The sequence below is a fragment of the Vibrio hepatarius genome, from assembly GCF_011806575.1.
Taxonomy (GTDB): Bacteria; Pseudomonadota; Gammaproteobacteria; order Enterobacterales; family Vibrionaceae; genus Vibrio; species Vibrio hepatarius_A.
The window spans coordinates 185,895-199,255 of the sequence record NZ_JAATOO010000002.1; the positions used below are offsets into that span (position 1 = coordinate 185,895).

At 46.5% G+C, this 13,361-nt stretch carries 14 protein-coding genes; 8 read left to right on the plus strand and 6 right to left on the minus strand.

Translation table 11 applies throughout. The annotated features are described in order from the left end of the window. The first annotated feature begins 8 nt into the window (after positions 1-8). From surA to apaH, 5 genes are all read left to right on the plus strand, one after another. The gene (gene surA / locus HCZ42_RS02305) at positions 9-1,304 is read left to right on the plus strand and encodes a peptidylprolyl isomerase SurA (RefSeq protein ID WP_167419162.1); all 1,296 of its coding nucleotides are present in this window, start codon (positions 9-11) and stop codon (positions 1,302-1,304) included. Next, positions 1,294-2,286, plus strand: a complete 993-nt coding sequence (pdxA, locus tag HCZ42_RS02310; RefSeq protein ID WP_167419163.1) for a 4-hydroxythreonine-4-phosphate dehydrogenase PdxA — start codon at positions 1,294-1,296, stop codon at positions 2,284-2,286. The genes surA and pdxA overlap by 11 nt, the downstream gene beginning before the upstream one ends. A gap of 12 nt (positions 2,287-2,298) precedes the next feature. Beyond that, positions 2,299-3,105 carry a 16S rRNA (adenine(1518)-N(6)/adenine(1519)-N(6))-dimethyltransferase RsmA gene (rsmA, locus tag HCZ42_RS02315; RefSeq protein WP_167419164.1) on the plus strand — a complete coding sequence of 269 codons (807 nt, stop codon included), beginning with the start codon at positions 2,299-2,301 and terminating at the stop codon, positions 3,103-3,105. 69 nt (positions 3,106-3,174) lie between these two features. Further along, positions 3,175-3,552, plus strand: coding sequence for a Co2+/Mg2+ efflux protein ApaG (apaG, locus tag HCZ42_RS02320; RefSeq protein WP_167419165.1), 378 nt, complete (start codon positions 3,175-3,177; stop codon positions 3,550-3,552). A 20-nt stretch (positions 3,553-3,572) separates the two neighbouring features. After that, complete coding sequence (gene apaH / locus HCZ42_RS02325; RefSeq protein ID WP_167419166.1) at positions 3,573-4,376, plus strand: bis(5'-nucleosyl)-tetraphosphatase (symmetrical) ApaH; 804 nt, start codon at positions 3,573-3,575, stop codon at positions 4,374-4,376. Between the two features lie 72 nt (positions 4,377-4,448). Here apaH and folA read toward each other — a convergent pair whose 3' ends face one another. The 6 genes from folA to rplU form a co-directional block, all read right to left on the minus strand. Next, complete coding sequence (gene folA / locus HCZ42_RS02330; protein ID WP_167419167.1) at positions 4,449-4,928, minus strand: type 3 dihydrofolate reductase; 480 nt, start codon at positions 4,926-4,928, stop codon at positions 4,449-4,451. A 24-nt stretch (positions 4,929-4,952) separates the two neighbouring features. Continuing rightward, positions 4,953-5,426, minus strand: coding sequence for a threonine/serine exporter family protein (locus tag HCZ42_RS02335; RefSeq protein WP_167419168.1), 474 nt, complete (start codon positions 5,424-5,426; stop codon positions 4,953-4,955). Then, positions 5,423-6,190, minus strand: a complete 768-nt coding sequence (locus tag HCZ42_RS02340; RefSeq protein WP_167419169.1) for a threonine/serine exporter family protein — start codon at positions 6,188-6,190, stop codon at positions 5,423-5,425. The genes HCZ42_RS02335 and HCZ42_RS02340 overlap by 4 nt, the downstream gene beginning before the upstream one ends. 155 nt (positions 6,191-6,345) lie before the next feature. Further along, positions 6,346-7,524, minus strand: a complete 1,179-nt coding sequence (gene cgtA / locus HCZ42_RS02345) for an Obg family GTPase CgtA (RefSeq protein ID WP_053408762.1) — start codon at positions 7,522-7,524, stop codon at positions 6,346-6,348. Positions 7,525-7,817: 293 nt separating this feature from the next. Continuing rightward, positions 7,818-8,075: a 50S ribosomal protein L27 gene (gene rpmA / locus HCZ42_RS02350; RefSeq protein ID WP_053408763.1), complete on the minus strand. Its 258-nt coding sequence runs from the start codon at positions 8,073-8,075 to the stop codon at positions 7,818-7,820. Positions 8,076-8,095: 20 nt separating this feature from the next. Beyond that, the gene (rplU, locus tag HCZ42_RS02355) at positions 8,096-8,407 is read right to left on the minus strand and encodes a 50S ribosomal protein L21 (protein ID WP_000271393.1); all 312 of its coding nucleotides are present in this window, start codon (positions 8,405-8,407) and stop codon (positions 8,096-8,098) included. A 272-nt stretch (positions 8,408-8,679) separates the two neighbouring features. Between rplU and ispB the strand changes: the two genes are divergently transcribed. The 3 genes from ispB (at position 8,680) to HCZ42_RS02370 (ending at position 13,199) form a co-directional block, all read left to right on the plus strand. Continuing rightward, a complete protein-coding gene (gene ispB, locus HCZ42_RS02360) occupies positions 8,680-9,651 on the plus strand; it encodes an octaprenyl diphosphate synthase (protein ID WP_167419170.1) in 972 nt (323 codons plus the stop codon). Positions 9,652-10,101: 450 nt separating this feature from the next. Then, the gene (locus HCZ42_RS02365; protein WP_167419171.1) at positions 10,102-11,862 is read left to right on the plus strand and encodes a lysophospholipid acyltransferase family protein; all 1,761 of its coding nucleotides are present in this window, start codon (positions 10,102-10,104) and stop codon (positions 11,860-11,862) included. Positions 11,863-12,119: 257 nt separating this feature from the next. After that, positions 12,120-13,199: a TRAP transporter substrate-binding protein gene (locus HCZ42_RS02370; RefSeq protein ID WP_167419172.1), complete on the plus strand. Its 1,080-nt coding sequence runs from the start codon at positions 12,120-12,122 to the stop codon at positions 13,197-13,199. The last annotated feature ends 162 nt before the right edge of the window (positions 13,200-13,361 follow it).

Here is a 13,361-nt window from a genome sequence, read left to right on the forward strand (position 1 = left end):
GACTACGAATGAAATTTTGGAAACAGTCGCTGTTAGCATTGGTCGCAATTGGTCAAATGAACTTGGCCAACGCGCAACCTGTCGAACTCGATCAGATTAAAGTCATTGTAAATAGTGGCGTTATCTTGGAAAGCGATATCGACACCTCGATCAAATCGTTAAAAGCAAACGCAAATAAGAGCGGTCAAGCTCTACCGTCACAAGACGTATTGCGCCAGCAAGTGACTGAAAAGCTAATCATTGACACCTTACAACAGCAAGAAGCTGAACGTATTGGCGTTCGTATTGACGACAACCGCCTCAATCAAGCAATTGAAGAAATCGCACGTAACAACAACCAGTCAGTTGAACAGCTGACGGCGTCTTTAGCAGCGGAAGGACTGAACTACGCAGAGTTTCGTGAGCAAATTCGCAAAGAAATCTCAGCCAGTGAAGCACGTAATGCGTTAGTGCGCCGCCGCATCAACATTCTTCCAGCAGAAGTCGATAACTTGGCGAGCATTCTTGCTCAGGAAAGTAACGCCACGGTGCAATACAAAATTGGTCACATCCAGCTGCGACTCAACGACGGGGATGACGCAGAAACAATTAAAGCTCAAGCGCAAGAAATTGTCGATAAGCTCAACTCTGGCGCTGATTTCAGTACGATGGCATACACCTACTCTAAAGGCCCAAAGGCGCTTCAAGGTGGTGATTGGGGCTGGATGCGTAAAGAAGAAATGCCAACCATCTTTGCTGACCAAATCACGATGCAAAACAAGGGCAGTGTGATTGGTCCGTTCCGCAGCGGCGTGGGTTTCCACATTCTGAAAATCGAGGATGTGAAAGGCTTAGAAACCGTTGCAGTAACTGAAATTAATGCTCGACACATTCTGATTCGTCCAACAGTGATCCTCAGTGATGAAGGTGTTCAGCGTGAACTGAACGACATCATTGCGCGTATCAATGCTGGCGAAGCCACCTTTGGTGAAATGGCCAAACAGCACAGTGAAGACCCAGGCTCAGCAGCCCAAGACGGTGAATTGGGCTACCAGACTTCGGACATTTATGTACCAGAATTCAAACTTCAGGTGGATACACTACCAATTGGACAAATCAGCGAACCATTTAAAACGGTACATGGTTGGCACATTGTCGAAGTACTCGACCGTCGTCAGGTAGACCGCACAGACTCAGCGTTGAAGAACAAAGCTTACCGCATTCTCTTTAACCGTAAATTCAATGAAGAAGTCAGCGCATGGTTGCAAGAATTACGCGCAAGCGCTTATATCGAAATCATCAAGGACGATGAAGATGACAGTTAAACGCATCATCGTAACAGCTGGAGAGCCGGCAGGGATTGGGCCAGACTTAGTACTTGCGCTGTCAAAAGACAGTTGGGCACACCAAATTGTCGTGTGCGCAGATAAAACCATGCTACAAGAACGCGCTAAGCAGTTGAATATTGACGTCAATCTGATTGACTACGACGCGCAATCACAGCCTATCGCACAACAAGCAGGGTCGTTGATCGTTGACCATGTGCCGCTTGCACAAGCGACGGTGACAGGCCAGTTAAACGAAGCGAACGGTCACTATGTATTAAAAACACTAGAAAGAGCTGCATTAGGCTGTATGAATGGTGAATTTGATGCTATTGTCACCGGCCCTGTACACAAAGGGGTTATTAATCGTGCAGGTGTGGCGTTTAGTGGTCATACCGAGTTTTTTGCCGAAAAATCTAACACCCCATTGGTTGTGATGATGCTCGCGACAGAAGGACTGCGCGTCGCATTAGTGACAACACATATTCCTTTGGCTTATGTATCTAAAGCCGTCACAGAGGAAAGGCTGGAAAAAATCATTCATATTCTCCACAAAGATTTAGTGGAGAAGTTTGCAATTCCGTCGCCAAAAATTTACGTGTGTGGACTGAATCCACACGCCGGTGAAGATGGTTGTCTCGGTAGAGAAGAAATTGAAACCATCACACCAACACTAGAAAAACTGCGCCAACGTGATGGCATTGACCTGATAGGACCGCTTCCGGCGGACACTATCTTCAATGAAAAATACCTTCAAGAAGCTGACGCAGTACTTGGGATGTATCACGATCAGGTACTTCCTGTACTAAAATACAAAGGCTTTGGCCGCTCAGTGAATATCACTTTGGGCTTACCTTTTATCAGGACCTCCGTTGATCACGGCACCGCGTTAGACCTTGCAGGGACGGGTAACGCGGACACAGGAAGCTTTAGAACTGCGCTGGCTCACGCGATTGAGCTAGTCGAGAAGAAAACCAGTTAACTTGAGAAACTTATGAGAAATGATGTCCACTTAGGGCACAAAGCGCGTAAACGCTTTGGTCAAAACTTCTTAAATGATCCATACATTATCGACGGTATTGTCTCTGCAATTAACCCGCGACCAGGTCAGAACCTTGTTGAAATCGGCCCGGGTCTTGGTGCGATCACTGAACCTGTTGGCCGCGAAGTCGATAAATTTACCGTTATCGAGCTTGACCGGGATCTTGCCGAGCGACTACGCAACCACCCAGAGCTGGCTGACAAACTGACTATCCATGAAGGCGACGCAATGCGCTTCGACTTCGCGCAGCTGGTGAAGCCAAACAACAAGCTGCGTATTTTTGGCAACTTGCCATACAACATCTCGACGCCGCTGATGTTCCACCTTTTTGAGTTCCATAAAGACATTCAAGACATGCACTTTATGCTGCAAAAAGAAGTGGTGAACCGTCTAGCTGCTGGCCCAGGTTCGAAAGCGTATGGCCGTCTGACAGTGATGGCGCAGTACTACTGTAAAGTTGTGCCAGTACTCGAAGTACCACCTACAGCGTTCGTACCGCCACCAAAAGTCGATTCAGCGGTTGTACGTTTGATGCCTTATGAAGTGCTGCCTTATCCTGCGACTAACCTAAACTGGCTAGAACGCGTATGCCGTGAAGGTTTCAACCAGCGCCGTAAAACGGTTCGTAACTGCTACAAAGCGCTAGTCAGTGCAGAGAAACTGGAAGAGCTTGGTATCAACCCAGGCATGCGTCCAGAGAATCTCACTTTGGAGCAATTTGTCGATCTCGCGAACTGGCTAGACGCAAACCACAAATAATCTTCTTATAATTAGAGTTGTACGCCTTGGCCTACAACTCTAATTTTTTGGCTTTAAGCAGGAGTCTAAATGGAAGCAACCCCTTGTATAAAAGTCCAAGTCCACACCAAATATATCCCCGAGCAATCTCAACCAACGGCGAATCGCTATGTGTTTGCTTACATCATTACGATCAAAAACCTCAGCACTCAGACCGTTCAACTGATCAGTAGACGTTGGTTGATTACAGACGCGAATGGTAAACAGATGACTGTTGAAGGCGATGGCGTGGTCGGTCAACAGCCGTTTATTCTTGGCAACGACGAATACACCTACAATAGCGGTACAGCACTTGAAACACCGGTTGGCGTGATGCAAGGTCAGTACATTATGCAGGATGAAAAAGGCCAGGAGTTCATCGCTGAAATCGAACCTTTCCGTCTCGCATTACCTAACATTCTCAATTAACCCTGACTTAGGATAATCTCGTGTCCACATACATCGTTGGTGACATCCAGGGCTGCTTTGACGAACTGCAGTTATTACTTGAGCAAGCCAGCTTCAACCCTAAACAAGATACCCTCTGGGTGGCTGGTGATTTAGTCGCGCGTGGACCTAAATCTTTGGAGACGCTGCGCTTTGTACGCTCACTCGGCGATAGCGCCAAAGTGGTCTTAGGCAATCATGATTTGCACCTTCTTGCCGTTTCACTTGGCATTCACAAGGTCAAGAACAAAGACAAAACCGCATCGATTTTCCACGCACACGATAAGAAAGAGTTGTTGAACTGGCTCAGACATCAACCGCTGCTTGCCGAACACGATGAGTTTGTAGTGTGTCACGCAGGTATTTCGCCACAATGGACACTTAAACAAGCCAGAGCAAATGCGCGAGAAGTAGAAGCCATCTTACAAAGTGATGATTGGACTTGGTTGATAGAGAACATGTACCGCAACCAACCAGACGCTTGGCGCGAAGACTTAATCGGCTTAGACCGCTACCGCTATATCATTAACGCCTATACACGCATGCGTTTCTGCTTTGCTGACGGTAGACTGGATATGGAATGCAAACTCCCCCCTGACCCAATTAAGCAAGCAGGCTTAGTGCCTTGGTTTGAGCTGGAGAACCGCATTAAGCTCAACAAAACCATACTATTTGGACACTGGGCAGCATTAGAAGGTTATCTTGGTAACGATGCGATTGGCTTAGACACTGGCTGCGTTTGGGGAGGTAGCTTGACCATGTTGAGGTGGGAAGATAAGAAGTTCTTTACCCAACAAGCGCTGTAACGGTATCGGGTTAAAAAGCAAAAGGCTAAGTGATCACTTAGCCTTTTTAGTTTTCGTCGTTGAAGGTAAGTGCTACTTTTCTAGCACAACAAAACGCATGTTATACGCGTTCTTCTCGTCCGCTGAATAAGTCTCAGAGTAAGTCTCTTTGTATTCACTGCCCCATTGTGGAAACTGAGTGTCGCCCTCGATTTGCGCATCAATGTGGGTAACATACAGCTTATCGGCTTGGGCGAGGCACGCTTCATAGATAGTGCCACCACCAATGATCATCAACTCTTCTGCACCATTGGCGGCTTGGATTGCTTCTTCAATTGAGGTCACGGTTGTCACCCCTTCGATAGTCAAGCTCGCGTCTCGGCTGATCACAATATTTGCACGCCCAGGTAAAGGTCGACCGATAGACTCATAGGTTTTACGCCCCATCACAACAGGTTTACCCATAGTGCAGCGCTTGAACCACGCAAAGTCTGCCGGTAAATGCCAAGGCATCTGATTGTCTTTACCAATAATTCGATCCTGCGCCATTGCCGCGATCATGCTGATGATCATTCTTTTGCTCCTGTGGCTACTGCCTTAAACGATGGGTTTGCGGCGATAGAATAGCAATCCTGGCATAGCTAAGCCAACCGCTAATCCAGCAATAATAAACATCGCCTTAAGGAAATTTTCCATCAACATCGCCACAAGCTCAGGGCTATAGCCACGATGGTTCAACTCCACTAGCGCGATCATCGCTTTAAACGCAAATACGCCCGGCACCATAGGGATCAACGCGGCAACGGTGAACACTTTCGGGTGAGCAAGAAAACGGTGAGACCAATGGATCCCGACAATACTGACGATCATAGCGGCGAAAAAGGTCGCCCACTCAATTGGGATACCAAACTGGAGCATTAGATAGCGAGAGCCATGACCAATCGCTCCGCCCAGAGCACAGTACATTAATGCTTTTTGTGGCACGTTAAAGACCAAGGCAAAACCTACCGCTGGAATAGCAGCGAAAAACATATCATTAAGCAGGCCCAGAAGGAGTTCGAAATTGATCATAACACCCACCCTCTAACGCTAACTAAGCTCATCGCAGCAACAATACCAAGACAGGTTGCCAAGGTAAGCAGACTCGCCATCACAAAACGTGCGATGCCCATGTTGATGTAGCCCTTAAGCATATCCGCAACAGCGTTAATCAGTGGAAAACCCGGCACTAACATCAATACCGAAGACGCCATCACCACAAACGGGGCGTTACCCAAGTCATAAATCATCGCTTGAGCTGAGACTACCGTAGTCACGAACGCCGTTGCGGCGAAGTTCATCAACGGGTTAAATTGACGGTGACCAATTTCCTGTCTAACGACCATTCCCGTCGACGAGGCCAAAAATGTCATCGCAAACACCACCCAGTCTCCGCCAGCTAAACGACTAAACGCAGCACATGAAAGACCTATCATCACAACCACTAACCAACGGTTGTAACGCTCAGGACTGATGTCATTGAGCTTCTGCTTAGCCATAGAATAATCAATGATGCCACGTTCGAGCATGATACAAATACGCTGGACCTGAGTGATGACACGCATGTTGATACCGCGATCGGGGCATCGACGTGCGGTGGTAATGCAGTGTTCCTGATACACCGTAGTGACGACAATCGAGCTGGCAGACAACGATACTTCCACTTCGTCCATACCTGCAGCCATACCAAAGCGACGCATAAGGTCGCCTACTAATGTGCTTTCCGCTCCATGCGCTAAAAGCATTTGCCCTGCTTGGGCGATCAAACGAGAAACGGCTCGTTGTTTAGATGCCATGATTCAGTTCTACTCCCTTAGAATCTTTTTTGCTTAATTCACACCTCAAGATACACGAGGTGGCTTCGCCATTGTTGCGGATTCTGAATTCAAGTAATTTGATTTAGATACAAAAAAGCCGCAATTGAGAATTGCGGCTTAAAAATAGTTTAGACTTAGTCGCGAACGTAAACAACGTGGCCGTCGTCTTCTTCGTCGTCCCAATCATCCCAGTCGTCATCATCGTCTTCTTCAGTGATGACATCGCTACCTGACATCGCGTCTTTATGGTAATCATCCCACATGAAGTTAACTTTTTCTTCTTCAGTCACTTCTTCGCTTTCGCGAGGTAAGGTTTCCATAAAGTCAGCCAGTTTGTAGCACAGCTCTTTAGTGCCTTGCTTGTTCACTGCTGAGATCTTGAAGTACTCGCCTTCCCAACCTAGCGCATCAAGAATGTTCTGAATAATTTCATCGGCTTCTTCAGCTGGCATTAGATCAACCTTGTTGAATACTAACCAACGTGGTTTATCAGCCAACTTCTCGCTGTACTGCTCAAGCTCATCAATGATCGTCAGTGCATTTTCAACCGGATCAGATTGATCAATCGGCATGATATCGATCATGTGCAGAAGAACACGACAACGCTCTAAGTGTTTAAGGAATCGGATCCCCAAACCAGCTCCATCTGCAGCACCTTCAATCAGGCCAGGAATATCTGCGACAACAAAGCTCTTTTCCGGAACGACACTGACCACACCCAAACTTGGGATTAAGGTCGTAAACGGATAGTCTGCCACTTTTGGTTTCGCTGCCGAAACCGCACGAATAAAGGTTGATTTACCCGCGTTTGGCAGGCCAAGCATACCTACGTCAGCCAATAGCAATAGCTCAAGGCGCAGTTCACGAACTTCACCTTTAGTACCCATGGTCTTTTGGCGAGGCGCTCGGTTTACCGATGATTTAAAGCGCGTGTTACCAAGACCGTGCCAACCGCCTTTCGCGACCATCACTTTCTTGCCATGCTCTGCTACTTCGGCAACAATTTCATTAGTGTGGATATCTACTGCACGAGTACCAACTGGCACACGTAGCACTTTGTCTTTACCACGTTTACCCGTACAGTTACCACCGCGGCCATTTTCGCCACGTTCTGCTTCATAGAAGCGTTGGAAACGGTAATCGATCAGGGTGTTAAGGTTTTCGTCTGCAATGATATAAACATCACCACCATCACCACCGTCACCACCATCTGGTCCGCCTTTCGCAACGAATTTCTCACGCCAGAAACTCACTACACCGTTACCGCCGTCGCCGGCTTGAACTTTAACTACCGCTTCATCAACGAATTTCATCTCTTACTCCGCTCAAATGCTACTTAACGTAGCTGCGTTGCAAATATCATCTCACCATCCAGCTAGGTGGTATAAGGTAAACGATATAAATTCTAGCAGATCCCACTTTCAGATCGATCACCTAAAACCTAAGATCGTCTGCTACCCAGGAACAAATATTGAGGGACTTTTTTCAAAGTGCCTTAGTATTGGTTCCACTCTTCTTTGGCATACTTGCCATAAATAAAAAACCCCGCCGAGTTGGCAGGGCTTTTGAATTCAGCTAGAAGCCTAAATTCTTATCGATACTGAAATTACTCAGACTCGATGCTTACGAATTTACGGTTCTTAGGACCTTTTGTCTCGAACTTAACTTTACCGTCAGTTAGAGCAAATAGAGTATGGTCTTTACCTAGGCCAACGTTGTTACCAGCGTGGAACTTAGTACCGCGCTGACGCACGATAATGTTACCAGCTAGAACAGATTCACCGCCGAAACGCTTAACACCAAGACGTTTACTTTCTGAATCGCGGCCGTTACGAGTAGAACCACCAGCTTTTTTGTGTGCCATTGTTAAACTCTCCTACTAGATTAAGCGTTGATACCAGTGATCTTCACTTCAGTGAACCACTGACGATGACCCTGTTGCTTACGAGAGTGCTTACGACGACGGAACTTAACGATTTTAACTTTATCGCCACGACCGTGTTGCACAACTTCAGCAACCACTTTACCGCCCTCTACTAGAGGAGCACCAACTTTAATGTCTTCACCGTTAGCAACAAGAAGAACTTTATCAAATTCAACAGTTGCACCAGTTTCAACGTCTAATTTCTCTAAACGAAGAGTTTGACCTTCGCTTACACGGTGTTGTTTACCACCAGATTGGAAAACAGCGTACATATCTTACTCCGCTTTTTCCGCACAGCCGTATGCATTATTTATAAGCATCAAGGGTGTGCGCTAAACTAATCATCAATAGGGCGCAGATTCTACAGAAGAGACGCTCCTATGACAAGCCATATTTTTAAAAAATTGGCGAAAAGCTAATCGCCAAATAAAAGTGCGGCAATCATGCCCTTTAACCATGTATTAATCAACGTTTTTTAGTGTATTATTCAACGATTAAAGCAGATAAGAAGACCTTATAAGTTCTAACTTCAGCCGGATTTACCATGGATTTTAAAGCTATCCAAGCGCTTACTGCCGATGACATGGCAAAAGTGAATGAAACGATTCACGCTCAACTCAACTCAGACGTATCTTTAATCAACCAATTAGGTTTTTACATCATCAGTGGTGGTGGCAAGCGCATACGTCCTTTGTTAGCAGTGTTAGCTGCTCGCGCTTTGGGTTATCAAGGAAATGCTCATACGACGACTGCGGCCTTTATTGAGTTTATCCACACAGCTACTTTGTTGCACGACGATGTTGTTGACGAATCTGACATGCGTCGTGGTAAAGCCACCGCGAATGCCGCGTTCGGTAATGCAGCCAGTGTTTTGGTTGGCGACTTCATTTACACCCGCTCTTTCCAAATGATGACTGAGCTAGGATCAATGAAGATCCTTAAGTTGATGAGTGACGCAGTGAACGTTATCGCCGAAGGAGAAGTTCAGCAGCTCATGAACTGTAATGACCCAAATACGACTGAAGAAAGTTACATGCAGGTGATCTACTCTAAGACGGCGCGTTTGTTCGAAGCGGCGACTCAGATTGGTGCGATCCTGAATGACTCTCCAGCAGACGTTGAACTGGCGATGCAAAACTACGGTAAGTATCTCGGTACTGCATTCCAGTTAATTGATGACGTGATGGACTACACCTCTGACGGTAAAGAAATGGGTAAGAACGTGGGTGATGACCTTGCAGAAGGTAAACCGACTCTTCCTCTTTTATATGCAATGAAAAATGGCACACCTGAACAATCAGCAATGATTCGTGAAGCGATTGAAAAAGCCAACGGCATGGAAAAACTGAACGAAATTCTGGCAACCATGGAAGAAACAGGCTCTTTGGAGTACACACGCCAAAAAGCTTACCAAGAAGCCGATAAAGCCATTGCAGAACTGCACGTCTTAGCAGACTCTCCTTATAAAGAAGCACTGGTGACTCTGGCACACATGTCGGTACACCGTAGTAAGTAGACGTTAAGTAAGTAGACGTTAGAAATGACAACGGGAACCAGCAAGGTTCCCGTTTTACCATCTAGTTAGGCGTAACAATCAGGTCACTCCCCTAACAGCACAACCAAGTCAGACGGCGTATTCCAGTTCAGCAAGTCGAAGGCAAATTGGCTTGTGCGTCGTTGCAGTTGAGTCTAAAGCTCTTTTTACTAAGCAACAATACGCTTACCCTCAGGCTCAAATTAGCAACAAAACTTTATCTTAGATGCAAAATTAGTATGTTTTGTGAGCGACTTATTCTTTGGCGAGATAAATTTGCGGATCTTTCATTCTTTATCGAATTTTGATTCCTATTTCTCACCGCGGTCACTGAAACGTCATCGCTCTGTCACCAATTCCTAACGCCATTGTCGCGCGACTGACATATCCACTTCCTACCCTCGAACTGAGATTGGTTCTATCGAGGTTTATATGGAAGTTACTAGCCCTTTTCGCTTACCGAGGAAGACTCCCTTTGGTATAGGAGAGAACGTCACTGAGTGGGCAACCGGACTCAGTAAGCTGGATAAATTTTACGCGCAGCGTCCAGCAGGTTGCGACAGTAAAGCTTTCCTTCGCTTCACACTCGAGATCCTTAGGATCGAGTATCAAATTGTGAAAGGCTCGCTCTGCCACGTTCCGGCTTCTGGCGCGACGGTGATTGTGGCGAATCACCCACTCGGCTGTGTCGAAGGCGTGATCCTCGCTGAATTACTGCTACAAGTACGCGACGATGTGCAAATTCTGGCCAACCAATACCTGAAAACTGTGCCCGAATTAGACGAGTTGTTTATCGGTGTTGATGTGTTCGAAGGAAAAAATGCTCACAGAGCGAATCTCAAAGCGCTCCGTCAAGCGCACCAACATTTGGACAACGGCGGTCTACTGCTGCTGTTTCCAGCTGGCGAAGTCTCACAACTGGTCGATAGCAAAGCACAGCAAATTGAAGATAAAGAATGGAGTCGCTCGGTCAGTAGCTTAATCAACAAATCCAAAGCCACCACCATCCCCGTATTCATCGACGGGCAAAACTCAAAACGTTTTTACTTAGCGGGTAAAGTGCATCCTTTATTACGCACATTGATGCTAGGGCGCGAACTGCTTAATAAATCCAAACAGCAAATTGATTTGTCGATAGGCTCGGCAATTAAGTATAAAGAGGTTAACGGGCTGACTGATGCGCAACTGGTTAACTACTTGCGCCTCAATACCTATTTATTGCAAAACAAGACGCTGACTCAAGCCCAAAGTAACCACCATAGCAATGAACCACTACCGATAGCCCCAGCCCTACCACTCAGTGATTTACTTACGGACTTGCGTACCCTACCAAAAGAGCACCATCTACTAACCAGTGGTGAGTTTGAGGTCTATTGCACCACCAGCGACCATATCCCTTCTTTATTACAGGAAATTGGTCGTCTGCGTGAGCGTAACTTCCGTAGCGTGGGTGAAGGCACCGGGCTGTCGATCGATATCGACGAGTTTGATAAACACTACCTACACCTCTTTATTTGGGACCGCGACAATCAGTGCCTAGTCGGCGCCTACCGACTCGGTTTAGTCGATGAGTTGCTTGCGAAAGAAGGTCTCAACGGACTGTATTCACGAACACTCTTTCATTACGAACAGCCCTTTTTACACACCATAGGCAAAGCGATTGAAATGGGACGTTCGGTGATCGATGAACCCTACCAAAAGAGCATGGGGGCATTGTTGTTATTGTGGAAAGGGATCGCTGCTTATATTCAACGTAACCCAGAATACACCCACTTGTTTGGACCAGTCAGTATCAGCAGTCACTACAGCGACCAAGCCAGACAACTCCTGGCTGAAACTATGACACTGCACCACTATGACGCGGAAAAAGCCAGCTACGTTACCCCGACGAATCCACTGCCAAGCCAAAAGAACGGCTGGAACACTGGCATGTTAACCGCGCTAGCCGACCTGCAATTGTTATCGCGGGTCATCGCGAGGATTGACGAAGGAAAAGGCGTGCCCGTGCTGCTGCGCCAATATCTCGGGCTCAACGGGAAACTGGTGTCTTTCAACGTTGATCCTGACTTCAACAATGCACTGGATGGATTGATCATGGTGGATCTCAAGCAGGTTCCCGTAAAGACACTGGCACGTTACATGGGATCAGAGCACGCCCAGCGCTACTTGGAATATCATCAAGTTACGCTTTAATCAGTAACGGTAAAAGTGCCACGTGACTCACACGGCACTTTTGCTATTAAGATGATCGACTTATTTTCATACTAATAGCCAATGTAGTGAACAAGATGCATAAGATATGCAAAACATTACTCCAACATGTTCATAAGTATTAGATAGATCGTTCAAATCTATCAACTTACCGACTAAACAAATACATTGACGAAAAAAACAACTAACTGAAAGCTAAGCAAGACGATAACCAAAATAACAAGGAAGTAAACGAAGTCATGCTGCGATCGAACAAACCTCTTCGCTCTGCACTCACCGGGGCGATCACACTCTCTTTGGCTTTATTCTCTGCGACAACTCTAGCCGCTGAGAAAGTCTACCGACTCAAGCTCGCGGAAACGTGGGGACCCAACACACCGATTCTCGGTGATGCCACCAAAAACATGGCAAAGCTGGCAGAAGAAATGTCCAACGGACGTCTGCAAATTCGTGTCGACTCGGCTAACAAGCACAAAGCACCGCTTGGCATTTTCGACATGGTTAAATCTGGTCAATACGATCTTGGCCACTCCAGTTCGTATTACTGGAAAGGCAAAGTCCCTAATACATTGTACTTCTCGTCAATGCCGTTTGGCATGATGTCTACTGAGCAATACGCTTGGTTCTATCGTGGCGGTGGTATGGAATTGATGGAAAAAGTGTACGGTCCGCACAACTTGCTTTCATTCCCGGGCGGTAACTCAGATATTCAGATGGGCGGCTGGTTTAAGAAAGAAATCAATTCTCTACAAGACCTGCAAGGGTTGAAAATCCGTATTCCCGGTTTTGCTGGTGAAGTAATGGCGCGTGTGGGAGCAGCTCCAACCAACATTGCCCCAGGCGAGTTATACACCTCGCTTGAAAGAGGCACGATAGACGCTTTGGAATGGGTAGGTCCCGCTTTTGACTTGCGCATGGGTTTTCAGAAAATCGCACCTTACTACTACACCGCGTGGCACGAACCAGGCTCGGAAACTCAGTTCCTAGTCAATAAGAAGAAGTGGGATGAATTGCCCAAAGACCTGCAGAGTATTCTAGAAACGGCTTTCCGTGTGACGGCATTTGATATGTACACCCAATCAATCGACGCTAACGCCAATAGCTGGGAAACGATGAGCACCGAGTATCCAGAGATCAAAGTGCGTGACTTCCCACCAGAAGTCCTCCTAGCAATGAAAGCTGCAACAGAAAGTTTACTTGAAGAAGAAGCGGCAAAAGACCCGCTGGCAAAAGAGATCATCGAATCACAAAAACACTATCTAGCCAAAGTCCGAGCTTGGACAGACATTTCTTCAAAAGCCTACCTAGACGCCAACTAATCCTATCGATAAGGGCAGCTGTGCTGCCCTTTTTTGTTCTCTGTGAATCGATGAAAATGTGTCATTTTATTTCACCAAAACACCAAATGAGATCGATATCACTTTATTTATTCTGGTGATTGGATTTAACAACAAGATCAAGATCACGCTTATAGATTCATA